Consider the following 19,150-nt stretch of genomic DNA (forward strand, 5'->3'; position numbering starts at 1 on the left):
TCGCGCCAGGGCGCGGCGTTGCACCCTAGAACACGAAGCGCTACCGGGGGAAACAGCGCAGCAGCAGTCGCCACACCGCACTCGCCGAGACCGGCTCCCACGTGGACCGCTCGGCGTCTCCCCCGGTCACGGCCCACAGTCCGGCGGCGGAGTCGAGGACCCGGAGCCTGCCCGTGCAGGGGGTGCCCGCCGCGTCGGGCCACCGCGTCGCCACCTCCCACCACCGCGCACCGTCCGCGGCCGACACCCCGACCGCCTCCAGCGCGGGGTACCCGGCGGCCGGCGGTCCGTCCTGGAACAGCGCCTCGACCTCGGCGGTCGGCACCGGTACCGCGGCCGCGTCGGACACCGGCCGGGGCGCGAGCCCGACGACGCGGGCCACCGCGGCCGGCACCGCCACCGGGGCGACGCCGGTCAGCTCCGCCGAGTCGTCCGGGGCGTCGAGGAGCAGCGCCGCGGGCTCCGCACCCAGCCAGCAGGCACCGTGCACGCCGCTGCCGTCCGCTGCGGCCCCGCGTACGGAGAGGACGCACACCGGATCGGCCATCGCGGCGACCACCGGCTCGACGGCCGGATGCGGCTGCCCGCCGGACAGCACCCCGGCGGCCGCGAACGCCTCCAGCCCCTCCCCGTCGGTGCGCTCGCCCTCCGCCCAGTCGTAGAACGCACCGAACAGTTCCAGGGGCAGGCGCAGCCGCCCGCTCTCGCCGTCGAAGAGCATCGTGGGCGCGGTCCTCACGTGGCCGCTCCGCGCGGACGGAAACCGTCGGCCACCGCGGCGAACAGGTCCGCCTTCGCGTCGTAGTCGAAGGTGGCGGCCGAAGCGGTCACGGTGAACCCCCGGCGTCCCGCGGCCCAGGACCACTGTTCCGCGGTGACGGCGCCGGCCTCGGGAAGGATGTGGTGGAACAGCCGTCGTACACCGTCGCCCGCCGGCTCCTCGTCCACCAGCAGGTACTCCTGGAGATGGTCCGCCAGCGCCCGGCCGACGGCCTGTTGCCACTGCCCCGCGTCGGTGATGTCCTCGGCCGTGACGACGACGTTGGCCCGGAACGTCTCACCGTCCCCCGGCTCCACCGCGATCAGGACGACCGGCGGCCCCGGCGGCTCCACCGTCTCCCAGTGCTCCGGAAGCGCAAGGTGGAATTCCCGGTCGTCGTACGGCCGCAGCCCAGTGCCTGCGGGATTCGCGGTCCCGGTCATGCGACCTGCCCTGCCCGTTCCTTGATGAAGGCGGCGACCTGGCGCGCTCTGCCTCTGGCCACGTCGAATACGTACGTGTCGCTCGCCGTGCGAACGACCAGCCGGGGGAACGGCGAACGCATCCAGCGTCCGCGGCGCGGGCGACCGTCGGCGCCCGCACGCGCGGACACCACCTCCACGCTCGTGAGCCGCTCCGCGGGAATCGTCACCACGGTGGGTTTCCCGCGCAGTGAGTCCTCGCGCTCGGTGGCGGCGAACCCCAGCCCCTGCGGGTACCAGGCAAGCGTGCCCTCGACCGTTCCCTTGCGCGCCAGCCCATGATCCTGTTCGTCGGTGTCCGGGTCGTGCACCCAGCCCCCCTTCCACCGGGCCACGGGCGCGGACACGTCTCCAAAGCTCTTCGCCAGCTCGTGACGGCTGCGTACGGCGGGGGTGCCCGCGGCGTAGGAGTCCAGCAAGGTCCCCATCGCGCCCTGGGGCTGCGCGCCCTCGAAGTCCTTCTTGTACTCGCCTCGCCGGAACCAGCCGGGGCCCCACCACTTCGGGAGACTGAAGAACCCTGCGAGAAGAACCAGGAAATGCAGGGCGCTGATGATGCCGAAAGGGAGCACAACCAGCTTGGGGAGGCCGAAGAGAAGGTGGATGCCAGCCCCGAACATCACGAAGGCGAACATGGGAATACCGATGAGGGCCAGGTTCGGACCACGATCGATGACCGCCCAGGAACGGGCCTGCCGTGTGCGACCGAGCCAGCACCACACGGCGTAGACACTGCCGAGCCCGCCAACGACGGTACCGGGCAGCCCCTGCATCCCCCAGGATCTGGCACATTCGACTTCCAGGAACATCCCCAGAAACGTCAAGAGCATCACGACCACGGGCGACCTGGGAGAGAAGATCGAGGGGGTCCGCCGGCGCGCCATGGTTACATCACTTCCCGACAATTCCGTTGAGCCAATCTCCGGCCGCACTGCCGAGACCAGAACCTGCTGCGGCGCCGACGAGCCCACCGACCACCGCACCCACGGGCGCCCCGACACCACCGAACGCGGCACCCACCGCAGTACCGACCGCAGCGCCGCTTTCCGCGCCCGCCCACGTTCCTCCGGTCGTCGCGGCGGCCTTGACCCCCGTACGGGCGACACGTTTTCCGGTGGACATGTTCCCGTCCTGGGAATCAGCGCTCCACTGACTCAGCCCTGAGGTGACAGCGGTGAGACCCAAGCTCGCGTTGCCACCCCATTTGCCCACCGACAGCCACTTGTTGCGCGTGGCAGCCATGTACGACTTGGCTTTCCAGTTGCTGCCTTGCATGCGACGCCAAGTGTTGTCCCACAGCGATGCCTGCCGCACGTTGAGAAAGCGTCCGTTGCTGCCCTGAGGGGCAAATCTGCCGTACTTGTAATTGGTACGCCACACCGTGGCGGCCCCGAGCCCCGTCGTCCCGTAGCCGCCGAATCCCAGATACTGGCGTCCCCGCTCGGCCCAGTGGGTGCCGGGGCCGTCATTCGTTGCGTTGATCTTGTCGGCTGCGGTCCGGCAGGCCTCGTCGTACGTGGCGGTCTTGACGCGGGCGGTCGAGGCGATCCGGTCGTTCTCCTCGACCAGGTCCGGCTTCGTCCGCCAGCCGTCGCCGAGCGGCCTCGCCTTCGCGACCAGGCTCTCGGCATCACGCTTCAGCTGCTTGAGCGCCTTCTTGACCGGCGCGCCGGCATCGACGTACGCCTGCAGGGCGTCCGCGGCGGTCAGCGCGGCCTGGGAGACCTTGCTCGCCTGCTGCTTCACGGGGACCAATTTCTCGGCGAGGACCGCGCCGTTCGGCGCGAGGTAGTTCAGGCCGACGGCCGCGGCCCACGAACCGTCGATTTCCCCGCCGCGGCGTTCCAGCCCGGCGGCGGCCGTCCGCATCCGCTTGACCGCCGCTTCCACCTCCCCGAAGTGCACGTCGTCCAGGGACGGGATTTCAGCCGGATCGATGAGCGTGTCCGCCATTCAGCGACCGCCCTGCCCGTGCCCAGCATTTCCCGGGGAATCCGCGTGTTCGTTTCCCCTGTTCGCATGGCATTGCATCTCGTGGTCACCGTCCACGAAGATGCCGGTTGCCTTGCCGGCACCGTCCACCGTGCTCTCCACCCTGGCCGACATGATGCCCGTCTTCTGCTGGACATCCCCGGAGAACCTGGTCACGGCCCCGGAAACCGCGGCGTCGCTCGCGCATCCCGCGTCATGGAGGGCATCGAGCAGCATACGGACCTCCGAGGCGAGGTCGTCGCCCTGCCCGGTGGTTTTCCGACCGGTCGTATGCATACCGCTCGGCGAAATATCGAATTTGAGGCTCACCCCGTTGCCCTCTCACTCGGCTGCACGAATGCGTCCACTCGCACCGCCCCAGTCAACCGGACCGGGCGACACCAGGACAACCCCGATCCCGAAAGGGCCACCCGCTATTGCCGGGCCGACCTGCTATTACCAGGCCTGCCGGTTATTGCCTGGGATGTCGGACACCGCAGGACGAGCGCGACATCATTCCCGCTCGCACCGCCCCAACCTCCAATGGAAATACATCCGGAGGTAAATAACTCGCCAATGGCAGATGCTCCCGCTGAGGTGCCGCTCGCCAGGTAGCGGGCCTCGTCGGACAGTGGGCCTCGACAGGTACTGGGCCTCGTCAGGCAGTGGGCCTCGACAGGTACTGGGCCTCGTCAGGTAGTGGGATTCGTCAGGTGGTGGGCCTGGTGGCCCCGAGGTCCACGTCGAGGTCCTCGGTCTCCGTCCAGAATCCGTCGTCCGCCTCCTGGAGCCGCGCCGCGGCGTGCTTCAGGTGGCGGCGGGCGGCGGTGCACGCCGCGTCGGCGTCGCCGGCCTCGATGGCGGCCAGGATGGCGTGGTGCTCCTGCCGCACCGCCTCGAAGAAGTCCTCCCGCCGCGCCTCGTTCGCGCGCGTGACGCGGATGCCGCTGCGCAGCACCTCGCCGAGGTACCGCAGTGTCGAGACCATCACCGCGTTCCCGGTCGACTCGGCGATGGAGCGGTGGAAGGCGAGGTCCTCGTCCGCGCCGTCACCACCGGCCGCGACCGCGGCGTCGATGCCGTCCAGGGCCTGCCGCATCCGGGCGAGGTCGTCGGGGGTGGCGCGGGTGGCCGCCAGCGAGGCGGCCTCGCCCTCGATGGCCCGGCGCAGCTCCACGATCTGCCGCACCTTCGCCGTGGTGTCGGCGGCCTCGGCCTCCAGGTCGAGCGGCCGCGTACGCCGGGGCATGACGAAGACACCGAGGCCCTGGCGCGGTTCGACCAGGCCGGCGTTGCGGAGCCGGGAGACGGCCTCGCGTACCACCGTGCGGCTGACGCCGAGCTGCTTGACCAGCTCGACCTCGGTCGGCAGCTTGTCGCCCTCGGCCAGCCGCCCGGACTCGATCTCGTCGGACAGCACCGCGGCGACCCGGTCCGCCAGCCGTACGGGACCACTCAACTTGGACAGCATGGTTTCAGTTTACGGACGGGGACTCGTGGTTACGGGCGGGGCGTCGGCGGCCACCGCCTCGCCGGCAGCCGCATCGGCAGGCGCATCGGCAGCCGCCCCATCACCGGCCACCCCGGCAACGGTCACCGCGTCGGCGTGGTCCCGCAGATAGTCCCGTACCACCGATTCGAAGCTCGGGTCGGGCGCCAGCCCGAGCGCGGCGGCGCGGGCGTTGTCGAAGCGGGCCGGCCAGGACCCCACGATCGCCTCGACATCGCGGTCCGGCGCGACCGTCACCAGGCCGGCGACGGCCTCACCGGCCACCCGCCGCAGCGTGTCCAGCATCTCGCCGACCGTGACCGTGAGCGCCGGCAGGTTGACGGGCAGCCGGCCGTCGAGCCGGCCGGGGCCGGTGCCCCGCCCGGCCTCCGCGACGCGCAGGATCCCCTCGACCGTACGCCGTGGCGAGGCCAGGGCCACCTCCAGTCCGGGGTCGGCCGGGCAGGTCGCCGGAAGGCCCGCGAGCGGCTCGCGGACGATACCGGAGAGGAAGCCGGAGGCCGCCGCGTTCGGCTTGCCCGGCCGCACCGACACGGTCATGAGCCGGGTCACGCGGCCGTCGATGAAGCCGCGCCGGGTGTACTCCGCGACCAGCTGCTCGCACACGAACTTCTGCACCCCGTAGCTGGACCGGGGCGTCGGCAGGGTCGCTTCACTGACCACCGGCGGCATCGGCAGCGCGGGGTCGGGGCCGTAGATCGCGACACTGCTGGAGAACACGATCCGCGGCGTGGGGCCGCCGGCGGCCGACTGTGCCCGGGCGGCCTCCAGCAGCGCGCGAGTGGTGTCCACGTTCGCACTCATACCGAGGTCGAAGTCCGCCTCGCACTCGGCCGAGACCGCGGAGGCGAGGTGGATCAGTACGTCCACCGGCTCCGCGAACAGCTCCTGCAGGCGGTCGGTCAGATCGCCCCGCACGACGTCCACGAGGGGGTCGGCCGTCTCCGGAGCCTCGGACGGTACGAAGCGGTCGGCGAGCACCAGCCGGTCGATCGGTGCGCCGCCGAACGTCCGCGCCTTCAGCAGGGCGCCGGCGACCTGCCGCCCCAGGAAGCCGAACCCACCCGTGATGACGATCCTCATGCCTGCTCTCCTCGGTAGTCGTTCAGCCAGCCGAGGCCCTCGCTCGTGCCGGCGCGGGGGCGGTACTCGCAGCCGATCCACCCGTCGAAACCCACCTCGTCGACGACGTCGAACAGATGGCGGAAGTCGACTTCGCCCCGGTCGGGTTCGTTGCGGTCGGGTACCCCCGCGATCTGCAGATGACCGACCCGGCCGGTCGGTACGTCGCGGCGCAGGGTCGTGGTGAGGTCGCCCTCGACGATCTGACAGTGGTAGAGGTCGAGTTGGACCTTGAGGTTCGCGGCACCCACCTCCTGCACCACGGCGTGTGCCTGCGCCTGCGTGCGCAGGAAGTAGCCCGGCATGTCCCGGCCGTTGATCGGCTCGATCAGGATGTCGACGCCCGCCGCCGCGGCCCGTTCCGCGGCCAGGGCGAGGTGGTTCAGGTACGTCGCGTGGTGCGCGTCCCGCTCCGCCGGCGACGCGTCCGGCCGTACCGGCCCGGCCATCACGTGCACCCGCGGACAGCCCAGCGCGGCGGCGTACTCCAGCGCCCGGTCGAGCCCGGCGAGCGCCTCGGCCTCGCGCCCGGGCAGCGAGGCGATCCCCCGTTCGCCCGCCTCCCACGCTCCGGGAGGCGCGTTGAAGAGCACCTGCCGCAGGCCATGGTCGTCGAGCCGGCGGCGCAGCTCGGTGGCGTCGTGGTCGTAGGGAAAGAGGTACTCGACGGCCTCGAAGCCGTCCGCCGACGCCGCGGCGAAGCGGTCGAGGAAGTCGTGTTCGGTGTACATCATGGACAGGTTCGCGGCGAACCTTGGCATGGTGGCTCCTGCGTTCTGGGCGGCCCCGGGGGGGCCGGGGGGCCGGTCAGCGGTTGACGACCTGCTTCCTGGTGGTGAGCACCGCGGCGGCACCGACCAGGAGGCTGAGCGCCAGGACGTACATCGGGATCGACGCCGAACCGGTGGCGTCCTTGAGCGCACCGATCATGTAGGGGCTGACGAAACCGGCGAGGTTGCCCACCGAGTTGATCACGGCGAGACCGGCCGCCGCCGCGGTGCCGCCGAGGAACGCGGTGGGGAGTGACCAGAACAGCGGCGCGCAGGTCAGTACCCCGGCCGCTGCGAACGACAGCGCGATCAGCGACAGTACGGTCGACCCGGCCCAGCCGGCCGCCAGCGAGAATCCGACGGCGCCCATGAGGGAGGGAATGACGAGGTGCCAGCGGCGCTCGCGGCGCTTGTCCGCCGACGCGCCGAACACATTCATCGCGACGAGTGCGACCACGTACGGCACGGCACTGAGCACGCCGATCGTGAGGTTGTCCTTGATGCCGGTGGACTGGACGAACGTGGGCATCCAGAAGGTCAGGGCGTACTGGCCCATCACGAAGCAGAAGTAGATGAGGCACATGAGCCACACCTTGGGTTCGCGGAACGCGTCCAGCACCCGCCCGTGCACCGTGTGGTGGGCGGCGTCCTTCTCCAGCGCCCCCTCGACGACGGCCTTCTCCTCGTCGGTGAGCCACTTGGCGCTGCGCACGCTGTTGTCGAGGTAGAACAGCGTCGCCACACCGACGGCGACCGCGGGCAGTCCTTCGAGCAGGAACAGCCACTGCCAGCCCTGCCAGCCGTTCGCACCGTGGAACCGCTCCATGATCCAGCCGGAGAGCGGGTTGCCGAAGATGCCGGCGACCGGGATGGCCGACATGAACATCGCGATCACCCGGGCACGGCGGTACGAGGGGAACCAGTACGTGCAATAGAGGATCACCCCGGGGTAGAACCCCGCCTCCGCGGCACCGAGGACGAACCGGAGCACGTAGAACGTCGCCTCGTTGGTGACGAACATGAACGCCGCCGAGACCAGACCCCAGGTGATCATGATCCGGGCGATCCAGGTGCGGGCGCCGACGCGCTGCAGCATGAGGTTCGAGGGAACCTCGAAGAGAAAGTAGCCGATGAAGAAGAGGCCGGCACCGAGGCCGTACGCCGCTTCGCTGAACCCGAGGTCCGCGGACATCTGCAGCTTCGCGAAGCCGACATTGACCCGGTCCAGGTAGGAAACGACGTAACACAGCATCAGAAACGGAACGAGGCGTCTGACGACCTTGCGGAAGACGGCGTTCTCACGGGCGAGACCGGCGGCCTCGGGCGCCGTGGCGGCGGAAGTGGGCATGAGGAACCCTTCGTGCGGCTCAGGGATTCTCTGACGGGGGAACGGAAGTGGGGGATGTGGGGAGAGGGGGGCTCGTCACCAATCGGCGCCGAACGTCTCCCTCAGCTCCTCGATCGCGTCGGCGGGGAGCGGTTCGGGCTGACGTCCCGTGGTCAGCCAGAGGCGCGCCGTCTCCTCGAGTTCTTCGAGGACGGCGAGAGCCGCTGCCGGGTCCGGGCCCCAGACCACGGGACCCAGCCGGTCGAGCAGGACCGCTCTGATCGGTGTGCCACTCGCCGCGCGATCGGCGATGCGAGCGGTCACCAGGTCGGCCACGCGCGGATCGCCGGGCCGGTGGTACGGAATGAGGGGAACGTGCCCGACCTTCATCACGTAGTACGGGGTGAGGGGCGGGAGCACGTCGTCCGGGCTCCACACACCGGCCAGGGTCAGTGCGACCAGGTGCGTGGAGTGGGTATGGATGACGAACCGGGCCGTGGGATCGGCGGCGTAGATGCGCCGGTGGAGCGTCAGCGTCTTGCTGGCCCGGTCACCGGCGAGCTGCTCGCCACCGCCGTCGACCAGGGCGAGGCGCTGCGGCTGGAGGAACCCGAGGGCGGCATCGGTGGGAGTGATCAGGTAGCAGTCGTCCACCCTGGCACTGATGTTGCCGGCACTGGCGTGAACGTACCCCCGGTCAAACAGACTGGTACCCACCCGAACAATCTCGCGCCGCGCTTCATCGACGGCGGTCCCGGAATGCTGCTGGTTCACGAGTCCTCCTGCCCCAGGCGAGCAAACGCGTCGGTGAAGAACTCGGGCCCGCCGAAGTTGCCCGACTTCAGGGCCACATGAAGCGTGCCCCCGTCGGGAAGGGCGGCCGCGCACCAGGGCACACCGGGGTCGATCTGCGGCCCGATCCGCAACCCGGTGACGCCGAGCGCCTGCACGACCGCTCCCGAGGTCTCGCCGCCCGCGACGACCAGCCGGCGCACACCGCGCTCGACCAGACCCTGTGCGACACGGGCGAGGGTACGTTCCACGAGTTCACCGGCCTCGGCGGCACCGAGCCGGCCCTGGACGGTGCGGACCGCGCCGGGCGCCTCGGTGGAGTACACGAGGACCGGCCCGTCGGCGAGATGCGCCGTGGCGAATTCCAGGGCCTCACCGGCCACGTCCTCGCCGTCCGCGATACGCAGCGGATCCACGCTGAACGCGGGCCGCCCACCGCGCAAGAATCGACGGACCTGCTCGTTCGTGGCGGCGGACACCGAGCCGGAGACGACGGCCGCGTGCCCGCCGGCCGGCGGCAGCTGCGCGGCGGCGCGGGAGGGCTTGAAACCCCAGTTCGCCGGCAGCCCGATCGCCAGCCCGGAACCGGCGGTCACCAGCGGCATCCCCCTCACAGCAGCGCCCAGGCGCACAAGGTCGTCATTGGACACGGCATCGACAACAGCGATCTGGCGACCTTCCTCGCGCAAGGCACGGATGCGCGCCCGTATCGCGTCCGCCCCTTCCCCGACGACCGCATGGTCGATGAGGCCAGCCGTTCCCTTCATCTGGGCATCAAGCACGGAAACCAGGTTGGAGTCGGTCATCGGAGTCAGCGGATGGTGCCGCATCCCGCTCTCGCTCAACAACACCTCCCCGACGAAGAGATGCCCCTTGAAAACCGTGCGCCCATTATCCGGAAACGCCGGAGTGGCCACGGTGAAGTCGCTCCCCAGGGCGTCCAGCAAGGCCTCGGTGACCGGCCCGATATTGCCGTCCGGCGTGGAGTCGAACGTCGAGCAGTACTTGAAGTAGATCTGTTCGGCCCCCGCGGACCGCAGCCAGGCCAGCGCCCTCAGCGACGCCTCGACAGCATCGGCGGCCGGCACGGTCCGCGACTTGAGCGCAATGACCACGGCATCCGCATCCGCACCTGCACCCGCACCCGCACCCACGGCCCCCTCGGCGCCGACCTCCGGCACGTCGATCAACTGAACGACGCGCATCCCCGCCCGCACCAGATTGTTTGCCAGGTCAGTAGCACCGGTGAAGTCATCGGCAATACAGCCGAGTCGGATTCCCATGTTCAGTCAGCCCTCCGTCGGCTGGGGGAGTTCGATTCCCGGAAAGATCTTGATGACGGCACTGTCGTCCTCGGCTCCCAGCCCGGACGCCGCAGCCTGCAGAAACATCTGATGCGCGGTGGCGGCGAGCGGGAGCGGGAACTTCTCCGGCCGGGCGGAATCGAGCACGATCCCCAGGTCCTTGACGAAGATGTCGACGGCAGACAGGGGCGTGTAGTCACCGGCGAGCACGTGCGCCATGCGGTTTTCGAACATCCACGAGTTCCCGGCGCTGTGCGTGATGACCTCGTAGAGCGCATCGGCCGGAACACCGGCCTTGATACCCAACGCCATCGCCTCGGCCGCCGCGGCGATGTGCACGCCCGCGAGCAACTGGTTCACGACCTTGACCTTCGACCCGAGCCCGGCCTGCTCCCCCAGGCGGTAGACCGTACTGCTCATGGCCTCCAGCACCGGATCCGCCACCGCGTACGCAGCAGCCGACCCCGAGGTCATCATGGTCAGCTCACCGACCGCCGCCCGAGCGGCCCCACCGGAGATGGGCGCATCCAAATACAGCACGCCCCTCTCGGCCAACCGCCCTTCAAGCGCGGCGGACCACCCCGGATCAACCGTCGAACACATCACGAAGACCGAGCCCGGGCGCAGCCTGCCAGCAGCCCCCTCGGGGCCGAACAACACCGACTCGACCTGCTCCGCATTGACCACCACACCGACCAGGACATCCACCCCGGCCGCCAGCTCCCCAACGGACGCGAACGCCGCCCCGCCGTCCTCCGCGAAAGCCGCAGCCACCTCACCCCGCAGGTCATGAACCCCCACCTCATTCCCCGCGCCGCGCAGACTCCGAGCCATCCCGAGCCCCATGGCCCCCAGCCCCACCACACCCACACGCGGCCGCCCCGCCCCACCCACCTCGCCCATGCCCACCCTCACACTCGCTACGTCATCACTACGCCCCGCCGCATCCCGCCACGGCCAGAGCCTCGTCAACCCAGAGGAGGCGACGCGGTCAGGTCATATGATGACCTGAGGACACACGATGGGTACATTGTGATGTCGGTCACATTGGTGCGGGTCGGGGGGCGTCATTGCGGACACACGAGCAGTTGACCTGCCCTACGCGCTGCCCGACGCGGCCTCTCCACGCAATTCCGGCTTCCCGGGTCGCCCGGCCGCCCCCACTGCGCCCCGCCAAGCCGCCTACGAATGCGCTCGCAGTGTTTCCGAAGGTGACTCGCCGAATTGCTGGCGGAAGGCGAGGGAGAAGCGGCCCGGGTGGTGGAAACCCCAGCGGGAGGCGACGGCGGTGACGGTTGTGGCGCCCGGGTAGGAGGCCAGGAGTTCCTTGCGTACGCGGTCCAGGCGGACCTCGCGCAGGTACGCAAGTGGTGTCGTGTCGAGGTGCCGGCGGAAGCCTTCCTGGAGGGCTCGTACGCCGACGCCGACGCACTCCGCGACATCCGCGACCGTGAGCGGTTCCGCGGCGTGCCCCTCGATGATTTCCATGGCGCGGCGGACCGCGGGCGGCGCGACGCGCGGCTGCTCGCCGAGCAGCGCCGGTGTGTAGTTGTTGGGCTGGGCCATCAACAGCTGGGTCATGAGGAGAGACTCGAACTGCTTCATCACGAGGGGCCGGCTCGTCATGTCGCCGGGGCCCTCCGCCTCCCGGCGCATGAGGTCGACGACGTTGAGCCAGGAGCGGGAGCCCGGCGTGGTGAGGTTCATGCCGAGCGAGAAGAGGATCGGGCGGCGCACGGTGCGGCCGAGCAGACTGCCCAGGTGGGACTCCAGGGACGCCCGGTCGAACCACACGATCAGCTGCGGATTGCCGCCACCCCAGCGCATGTCCACCTTTCCGGTCGGCGAGGGGACGGAAGCGAGTTCGGGGGAGGAAATGATCTCCTCGCGGCCGCAGGCGATTTCGGCGTAACCGGCGAGCGGGATCTGGACGAGGAAGAAGCTCTCCAGGTCGCCCGGCGTGATCCGGACTTCCGTTCCGTAATCGAGGTAGTACAGGCCCGTCCGGTCGAAGGACGCACCGTGCAGCCGGGCGTCGAGCGTCGCCGAGCGCTGCACGATGCGCAGCTCATGCGGGCAGAAGGCGCGGCCGACCTCGGCTCGCGCCTCCCAAATGTCCGCTGTATGGAACTGCTGGTGGTTTGCGAGGGGGAGCTCTTCAGCGGGCATGTGAACTTCCACCTGAACCTCCACCGCCGGGACGCGCGACCGGGACAGCGACCCTCGTGATCCGGATAGCGAAGGTGATCTTGTCATACCAAGGTTGATCCCCGACCGCCGCGGACTCGAGAAGAAGCCAGGGAATCATCAATGCAGGGAGTGCCGGGCCGGACTGCGCTCGTCACGGGCGGAGTCACGCCCAGCGGACAGCCGGTGGCGTATGGACGGCACGGCGCCGTCGCATACGGATGGCCCGCCCCATGCGGACAGCCCGGCGCCGTCGCATACGGACGGCCCGTCACACGCCTACGGTCCGTCGCACACGCGGTGCGCGTGCCACGTGCGGCCCGGGGTGCGGCGAGAACCGCCGGGGCCGCCGCACCCCCGCGCATCGCGACACCCTCGCGACGCCGCCTGCCGGCGCTCGTCGAGACGGCCGGTCCCCTCTAGCCGGCCGGGTGCCCCGGGACCCTTCCCCCGGCCCTGGGCAACCCGGCTGCCCGCGGCTGCCCGCCGGACCCCCCGCCGGCGGGCAGCCGCCTTCCGTACGGCGAAGCCCCACTCGTCGACGCCGCCACGTCACCGAAGCGCACTACGGAAGCGCACGACAGAAGCGCACGACCGAAACCCCCAACCACTCGTCCCCGCCCCGGAGGCCCCCTCATGCGCAAGATCACCATCGTCGGAGCAGGCCAGGCAGGCCTCCAGCTCGGTATTGGCCTGCTGAGCCACGGTTACGACGTCACCCTCGTCTCCAACCGCACCGGGGACCAGATCCGCGAGGGCCGGGTCATGTCCAGCCAGGCCATGTTCGGCACCGCGCTGGCCCACGAGCGCAACCTCGGTCTCGACTTCTGGGGCGACGCCTGCCCGCCGATCGCCGGGCTCGGCGTGAACATCTCCGACGGCCAGGGCGGCCGGGCGCTCTCCTTCGGCGCCCGCCTCGACGCCACAGCGCGCTCGGTCGACCAGCGGGTCAAGATGCCCATCTGGCTGGGCGAGTTCGCGCGCCGCGGCGGCCGGCTGGACTTCCGCGAGGCCGGCATCGAGGACCTGGAGCGGTACGCCGCGGAGTCCGACCTGGTGATCGTCGCGGCCGGCAAGGGCGACATCGCCGGGCTGTTCGAGCGGGACGCCCAGCGTTCCCCGTACGACGCACCGCAGCGCGCACTGGCCCTGGCGTACGTCACCGGCATGGCGCCGCTGCCCGACCGCCCCGGCGTCAGCTTCAACGTCATCCCCGGTGTCGGCGAGTACTTCACCATGCCCAGCCTCACCACCAGCGGCCCCTGCGACATCATGTTCTTCGAGGGCATCCCGGGTGGCCCGCTCGACTGCTTCGACGGGCTCACCCCCGACGAGCAGCTGGCGAAGTTCCAGGAGCTGCTGCGGACGTACGTCCCGTGGGAGGCCGAGCGCTGCACCGATGTCGCGCTCACCGACCAGAACGGCACCCTCGCGGGTCGCTTCGCGCCGACCGTCCGCAAGCCCGTCGCCACGCTGCCCTCCGGCGCGCAGGTGCTCGGCCTCGCCGACGTCGTCGTCCTCAACGACCCGGTCACCGGCCAGGGCTCCAACAACGCGTCGAAGTGCGCGGCCGCCTACCTGGCCGCCATCCTGGACCATGGCTCGCGCCCGTACGACGCCGCGTTCATGGAGCTGGCCTTCGGCCGCTTCTGGGACAACGCGCAGTCCGCCACGGCCTGGACCAACGCGATGCTCGGCGCCCCGCCGCAGCACGTCCTGGAGCTCTTCGGTGCGGCGAGCGCCAACCCCCGTATCGCCGCTCGCTTCGTCAACGGCTTCGACGACCCGCGCGACTTCTTCCACTGGTTCATGGACCCGGCCGCCGCGGAGAACTACGCGGCGGAGGTCGGCGCCTGAACGTTCGGCAGCGTCAGCGGGGGCCCGAACCGCCAGCACCAGACGATGCGTCAATAACAGCACGCACGTGACGAGAGCAGGACAGCAGGACCATGAGAAGGATCGCGGTGATCGGCGCCGGGCAGGCGGGGGCCCAACTCGCACTGGGGCTCCAGGCGCACGGCTACGACGTCACCCTGGTCACCGACCGCGGCCCCGACGAGGTGCGCCACGGCCCGGTCATGTCCAGCCAGTGCATGTTCGACACCGCGCTGCAGAGCGAGCGCGGCCTCGGGCTGCACCACTGGGAGGACCGGGCCCCGGACATCACCGGCATCGCGCTCTCTCTCATCGGTCCGCACGGCACTCCGGAACTCTCCTGGCGTGCGCCGCTGGAGGGCCCTGCCCACTCCGTCGACCAGCGGGTCAAGTGCGCGGCCTGGATGGAGCAGTTCGCTGAGGGTGGCCGCGGCGAGATCGTGCTGCACGAAGCGGGCGTCAACGACCTGGAGTGGTACGCCCGTACGCACGATCTCGTCGTGGTCTCGACCGGCAAGGGCGAGCTGAGCCGCCTCTTCCCGCGCAATGCCGAACTCTCCCCGTACGATCGGCCGCGCCGCGCGCTGGCTCTGACGTACGTCACGGGAACGGCACCGCGGGAGGGGGAGGCCGCCGTCCACTACCGTATGGTGCCCGGCGTCGGCGAATACTTCTCCTTCCCCGCCCTCACCACCAGCGGACCGTGCGACATCATGGTCTTCGAGGGCGTCCCCGACGGCCCGATGGACTGCTGGGACGACATCCGGGCCCCCGAAGCCCATCTCGGCCGCTCCCTGGAGATCCTCCACCGGTTCTTCCCGGACGAGTACGAGCGCTGTCGGCACGCCCAACTGACGGACAGCGGAGGTGTGTTGCGGGGCGCGATCACCCCGACCGTGCGGCATCCCGTCGCCCGGCTCGCCTCCGGACGGCACGTGCTCGGCATGGCCGACGCCGTCGTACTCAACGACCCGATCACCGGTCAGGGGTCCAACAACGCCGCCCAGGCCGCGACCCACTATCTCGACAGCATCCTCCGGCACGGCGCCGCGGAATTCACCCCGCAGTGGATGCAACGCACCTTCGACAACTTCTGGCGCGGCTGGGCCCAGTGGGCCGTCGGCTGGACCAACTCCCTACTGGCCGGCCTGAGCCCCCACCACCGCGAACTCCTCTCCGCAGCGGCCGACATCCCTTCGGTCGCCGGTGCGCTCGCCGCCGGATTCGACGACCCGCGCACGCTGTACCGCTGGTGGTTCGAGGAGGCCGAGGCGCACCGCTTTCTCGCCGAGAAGCGTGCCCAGCACGCCGCTCGCTTCGACAACCGCGAGCTGCGCCGCGCGCTGGGCCAGTACGCCACCGGGGTGACCGTGGTGACGGCCCGCGCCCCCGACGGCCGCAACGTCGGCATGACCGCGAACTCTTTCACCTCCGTCTCCATGGACCCGCCCCTCGTCCTGTGGTGTCCCGGCAAAGGCGCCCCGAGCCTGCCGGACTTCACCGACGCCTCGCACTTCGCCGTCCACGTACTGGCCGCCGACCAGCACCACCTCTCCCGGCAGTTCGCCACCCCGGCCGACGACAAGTTCCGCGGAGTCCCCACCGCCCCCGGCATCGCGGGCACCCCACTCCTGGACGGCGCGGTCGCCCGTTTCCAGTGCCGCACCGTCCAACGCATCGACGCCGGCGACCACATCATCTTCCTCGGCGAGGTCGAACAGTACGAGGCCGACGGCGGCACTCCCCTGGTGTTCCACTCGGGGTACTACCACGTGGCAACGAAGCATCCGGACCTGTGAACCAGAAGGAGCATTCATCCTGGCGAGCAGTGCCGGCAAGGGCGGCGCCCCTCCGACGAACGCGTGCACCGGAAGCGGGCACGCCAGAGGTCCGGCGGGTTCACCTTGCGCAGGCAGTGGTGCGCCGCCCCGGCCGCGGTCACCGACCACGGTGAGCACCAGCCGTTGGTGTGTTCGTACCCGTCCTCGTCGTGCGGCTGCCCTGAGTGGATGACTGCCGTCTGCCGTGACGTGCTGTGCTTCAGCGCCTCTGTCAGCACGTCACGGCAGGCGGCGTACACGATCACCACGTACGCTTCGCTGTGGTCGAGGATGTATGCGATCTCGGCCGGCGCGAGCCTGGTGTTGAGCGCCACGAGTACCGCGCCGACCAGTGCCTGCCCTCGTCGCCAAAAGGTGAAGGCTACCTCTGCGGGCTCTCCCCCGCCTGAGACGTCTTTCCTCCGGACCGTGCCCCGTGAATGTACTGATCGGCCCAGGCGCTGATGATGTGCGCGGCGCGCTGCGCCTGCCCCCGTGCGGTCAGGAGGTGGTCCGCTCCTTCGAGCGAGACGAAGCTTCGCGGGTGCCGGGCCTGGCTGAAGATCTCTCCGGCGTTGTCGATGTCGACGGTGTTGTCGGTGGGGGAATGCAGGACGAGCAGCGGCATGTCCAGCTCGGCGATCCGGTCGCGCAGATGGGCACGGCGGACGTCTTCGACGAAGGCACGCTTGAGGACCAGGGTCCGCCCGCCGACGAACCACTCGTGCGACCCTTCGCCGAGCACGCGATCGACGACCGCGTCGTACTGGCGCTCGACGTGGCTGGGGTCGGCAGGCGCCCCGATCGTGGCGACCGCGCGGACGCCGGTTGCCTCGGCCGCCGCGGCGATGGCAGCGGCGCCTCCCCAGGAGTGCCCCACCAGCAGGTCCACCGGCGTACCCCGCTCCGCCATCAGAGCTGCCGCACGGACCGTGTCCTGGACCTTGACGGTGAAGGAACCGTCCCCCCAGTCGCCATCGGAGTCGCCGATCCCGAGGTTGTCGTAGCGCAGCATTCCGATGCCCTCGCGTGCCAGCTGCTTGCTGACGCGCGAGGCGGCCGGTGAGTCCTTGCCGAGTGTGAACCCGTGCACAAAGAGCCCCCAGCCTCGGATCTCGCCGTCCGGGAGATCAATCGTTCCGGCCAGTTCGGGGCCGACGACACTCTGGAATCGCACTTTTTCGCTCATGTTGTGATCACCTGGGGAGAGGGCTGTTCATGGGGACGAGGGGGAAGCGAGGGCAAGAGCGAGGGCGACACCGGCCGGTTCCCCGCGCGCTCCGAGCGGTGGAGCGGTGAACGCTGCGGTGCGCCGCGGTGCCTGTCGCCCTCGCTACGTCAGACGTTCGGCTTCTGCACGGTGCCGGGCCTCTGCACGGTATCCGACTTCTCCGCGGCGGCCGACTTCTGCACGGTGTCCTGCTCGGTGGTGACCAGTGCGGTGATCTCATCGGCGAGGCGCGGGCCGAGCGTGCCCCAGCCATCCTTGTAACCGTACACGCCGGCCAGCGTGCGGGCTTCGTAGTCGCCATTCATGATCTCGATGTCGGTGGCCGTGATGAGTGCCGGGTGGGCGACGCCGACGGCCGCCGAGATCTTCATCAGTTCCTTGCGCAGGGTGCGCAGGTAGTCGGCGGTCCGGGTGGCCTTCGAGGGCGCGTCGAGGCCGCGGGCCAGCCGAGCGTTCTGGGTGGCGATGCCGGTGGGGCACTTGTCGGTGTGGCACTTCTGCGCCTGGATGCAGCCGATCGACAGCATCGCCTCACGCGCCACGTTGATCATGTCGGCGCCCAGGGCGAAGGCGACCGCGGCGTTCTCGGGCAGGCCCAGCTTGCCGGAGGCGATGAAGGTCAGGTCGTCGGTCAGTCCCTGTTCGGCGAAGACGCCGTAGACCCGCGAGAAGCCCATCCTGAAGGGCAGCGACATCGAGTCGCTGAAGGTCAGCGGCGCCGCACCGGTGCCGCCCTCGCCGCCGTCGATGGTCACGAAGTCGACCCCGCGGTCACCACGCGCCATCAGCGTGGCCAGCTCCTGCCAGAAGTCCATCTCGCCCACCGCGCTCTTGATCCCGACCGGCAGGCCGGTCTCGGTGGCGAGGAGTTCGACGAAGTCGAGCATCGAGTCGACGTCGCTGAACGCGGTGTGCCGCGACGGGGAGGCGCAGTCCTTGCCGAGCGGGATGCCGCGGATGTCGGCGATCTCCGAGGTCACCTTCGCGCCCGGCAGCATCCCCCCAAGCCCCGGCTTGGCGCCCTGGGAGAGCTTGATCTCGATCGCCTTGACCGGGGCGCCGGCGACCACGTCCTTGAGCTTGTCGAGGTTGAAGCTGCCGTCCTCGTTGCGGCAGCCGAAGTACGCCGTACCGATCTGAAGGACGAGGTCGGCCCCGTTGCGGTGGTACGGCGAGAGGCCGCCCTCCCCCGTGTTGTGCATCGTGCCTGCCAGCGCCGCCCCCTTGTTGAGCGCCGTGACCGCGGCGCCGGAGAGCGATCCGAAGCTCATCGCCGAGATGTTGACCACGCTCGCCGGCCGGAACGCCTTGGCCCGCCCCCGCGGCCCGCCCAGCACCTTGGCCGATGGGAGTGGGGCCTCCGGGTCGTGCATATCGGGCAGCGCGCCGGCGAACGTCCGCTGCTTCAGGTACGCGTGCCCTTGCATGTGCTCGACGTCGTTGTCGGTGCCGAACCCGAAGTAGTTGTTCTCCCCCTTCGACGACGCATAGATCCAGGTGCGCTGGTCACGACTGAACGGGCGCTCCTCGTCGTTGGAGGTCACGATGTACTGCCGCAGCTCCGGACCTATCGTCTCCAGCATGTACCGCGCGTGCCCGACCACCGGGAAATTCCGCAGCAACGCGTGCTTCTTCTGAACAAGGTCACGGGCAGCCACCAGCCCCAGTGCTGCTGCGGTGGCTACGGCTATGCTCCGGGCGCGCATGTACGTATCTCTCCTCGATGCTCGACTCCATCGCCATGCGGTGGACGTCGTCGTGCCATGGCAGGCGTTGGGCGGCGGACACAGCAAGCAAACATCAAGGTCCGTCGGAGAACGCGAAACGATAGTAGAGGTCACACAGCCACCCATGTGGCCAGGGGCAGCGACGGCCGGCGCTCGACCGCACCGCGGATGTGCACCACAGGTCTGCACGACGGGTGACGTGACCGACACGTTCAGGCGCAACGAACACCCGCCCAACACATAGTGCCGACCGAGATCGCGCCCGGCCAGCA

General features: G+C 70.0%; 18 protein-coding genes. 2 read left to right on the plus strand and 16 right to left on the minus strand.

What is annotated here, in order from left to right:
- Positions 1–40 precede the first annotated feature (40 nt).
- The 13 genes from ACIGQF_RS22725 to ACIGQF_RS22785 all read right to left on the minus strand — a co-directional run bounded on the left by ACIGQF_RS22725 (position 41) and on the right by ACIGQF_RS22785 (position 12,207).
- Positions 41–739: an ESX secretion-associated protein EspG gene (locus tag ACIGQF_RS22725; RefSeq protein WP_399713048.1), complete on the minus strand. Its 699-nt coding sequence runs from the start codon at positions 737–739 to the stop codon at positions 41–43.
- Positions 736–1,203, minus strand: a complete 468-nt coding sequence (locus tag ACIGQF_RS22730) for a hypothetical protein (RefSeq protein WP_399713051.1) — start codon at positions 1,201–1,203, stop codon at positions 736–738. Before ACIGQF_RS22730 ends, ACIGQF_RS22725 begins: the two co-directional genes overlap by 4 nt.
- On the minus strand, positions 1,200–2,051 hold the full coding sequence (locus ACIGQF_RS22735) for a hypothetical protein (RefSeq protein ID WP_399713054.1): 852 nt from the start codon (positions 2,049–2,051) through the stop codon (positions 1,200–1,202). Before ACIGQF_RS22735 ends, ACIGQF_RS22730 begins: the two co-directional genes overlap by 4 nt.
- An 82-nt stretch (positions 2,052–2,133) precedes the next feature.
- A complete protein-coding gene (locus ACIGQF_RS22740; RefSeq protein WP_399713057.1) occupies positions 2,134–3,195 on the minus strand; it encodes a hypothetical protein in 1,062 nt (353 codons plus the stop codon).
- The gene (locus ACIGQF_RS22745; protein ID WP_399713060.1) at positions 3,196–3,543 is read right to left on the minus strand and encodes a DUF6507 family protein; all 348 of its coding nucleotides are present in this window, start codon (positions 3,541–3,543) and stop codon (positions 3,196–3,198) included. It lies immediately after the preceding gene.
- A gap of 379 nt (positions 3,544–3,922) precedes the next feature.
- On the minus strand, positions 3,923–4,684 hold the full coding sequence (locus ACIGQF_RS22750) for a FadR/GntR family transcriptional regulator (protein ID WP_399713062.1): 762 nt from the start codon (positions 4,682–4,684) through the stop codon (positions 3,923–3,925).
- Positions 4,685–4,693: 9 nt separating this feature from the next.
- Positions 4,694–5,806: a D-erythronate dehydrogenase gene (gene denD, locus ACIGQF_RS22755; protein ID WP_399713065.1), complete on the minus strand. Its 1,113-nt coding sequence runs from the start codon at positions 5,804–5,806 to the stop codon at positions 4,694–4,696.
- On the minus strand, positions 5,803–6,606 hold the full coding sequence (gene otnI / locus ACIGQF_RS22760) for a 2-oxo-tetronate isomerase (RefSeq protein WP_399713068.1): 804 nt from the start codon (positions 6,604–6,606) through the stop codon (positions 5,803–5,805). The genes denD and otnI overlap by 4 nt, the downstream gene beginning before the upstream one ends.
- A 46-nt stretch (positions 6,607–6,652) precedes the next feature.
- On the minus strand, positions 6,653–7,963 hold the full coding sequence (locus ACIGQF_RS22765; RefSeq protein ID WP_399713071.1) for an MFS transporter: 1,311 nt from the start codon (positions 7,961–7,963) through the stop codon (positions 6,653–6,655).
- A gap of 75 nt (positions 7,964–8,038) precedes the next feature.
- Positions 8,039–8,716, minus strand: a complete 678-nt coding sequence (locus ACIGQF_RS22770) for an aldolase (protein ID WP_399713074.1) — start codon at positions 8,714–8,716, stop codon at positions 8,039–8,041.
- Positions 8,713–10,017, minus strand: a complete 1,305-nt coding sequence (gene otnK / locus ACIGQF_RS22775) for a 3-oxo-tetronate kinase (protein WP_399713077.1) — start codon at positions 10,015–10,017, stop codon at positions 8,713–8,715. The genes ACIGQF_RS22770 and otnK overlap by 4 nt, the downstream gene beginning before the upstream one ends.
- 6 nt (positions 10,018–10,023) lie before the next feature.
- A complete protein-coding gene (ltnD, locus tag ACIGQF_RS22780) occupies positions 10,024–10,941 on the minus strand; it encodes an L-threonate dehydrogenase (protein WP_399713079.1) in 918 nt (305 codons plus the stop codon).
- A 279-nt stretch (positions 10,942–11,220) separates the two neighbouring features.
- Positions 11,221–12,207, minus strand: a complete 987-nt coding sequence (locus ACIGQF_RS22785) for an AraC family transcriptional regulator (protein ID WP_399713082.1) — start codon at positions 12,205–12,207, stop codon at positions 11,221–11,223.
- 654 nt (positions 12,208–12,861) lie between these two features.
- On the opposite strand from ACIGQF_RS22785, the gene ACIGQF_RS22790 reads away from it, so the two are divergent.
- Together ACIGQF_RS22790 and ACIGQF_RS22795 are read left to right on the plus strand one after the other, a co-directional pair.
- Positions 12,862–14,082, plus strand: coding sequence for a styrene monooxygenase/indole monooxygenase family protein (locus ACIGQF_RS22790; protein WP_399713084.1), 1,221 nt, complete (start codon positions 12,862–12,864; stop codon positions 14,080–14,082).
- A 92-nt stretch (positions 14,083–14,174) separates the two neighbouring features.
- Positions 14,175–15,899, plus strand: coding sequence for a styrene monooxygenase/indole monooxygenase family protein (locus ACIGQF_RS22795; RefSeq protein ID WP_399713086.1), 1,725 nt, complete (start codon positions 14,175–14,177; stop codon positions 15,897–15,899).
- A gap of 14 nt (positions 15,900–15,913) precedes the next feature.
- On the opposite strand, the gene ACIGQF_RS22800 is transcribed toward ACIGQF_RS22795, so the two are convergent.
- The 3 genes from ACIGQF_RS22800 to ACIGQF_RS22810 all read right to left on the minus strand — a co-directional run bounded on the left by ACIGQF_RS22800 (position 15,914) and on the right by ACIGQF_RS22810 (position 18,857).
- Positions 15,914–16,255, minus strand: a complete 342-nt coding sequence (locus ACIGQF_RS22800) for a hypothetical protein (protein WP_399713089.1) — start codon at positions 16,253–16,255, stop codon at positions 15,914–15,916.
- A gap of 47 nt (positions 16,256–16,302) precedes the next feature.
- On the minus strand, positions 16,303–17,109 hold the full coding sequence (locus ACIGQF_RS22805) for an alpha/beta hydrolase family protein (RefSeq protein WP_399713092.1): 807 nt from the start codon (positions 17,107–17,109) through the stop codon (positions 16,303–16,305).
- A 149-nt stretch (positions 17,110–17,258) separates the two neighbouring features.
- Entirely contained in the window at positions 17,259–18,857 is a 1,599-nt protein-coding gene (locus ACIGQF_RS22810) for an FMN-binding glutamate synthase family protein (RefSeq protein WP_399713094.1), read from the minus strand.
- Positions 18,858–19,150 lie beyond the last annotated feature (293 nt).

This window comes from Streptomyces sp. NPDC053560 (assembly GCF_044544605.1).
Taxonomy (GTDB): Bacteria; Actinomycetota; Actinomycetes; order Streptomycetales; family Streptomycetaceae; genus Streptomyces.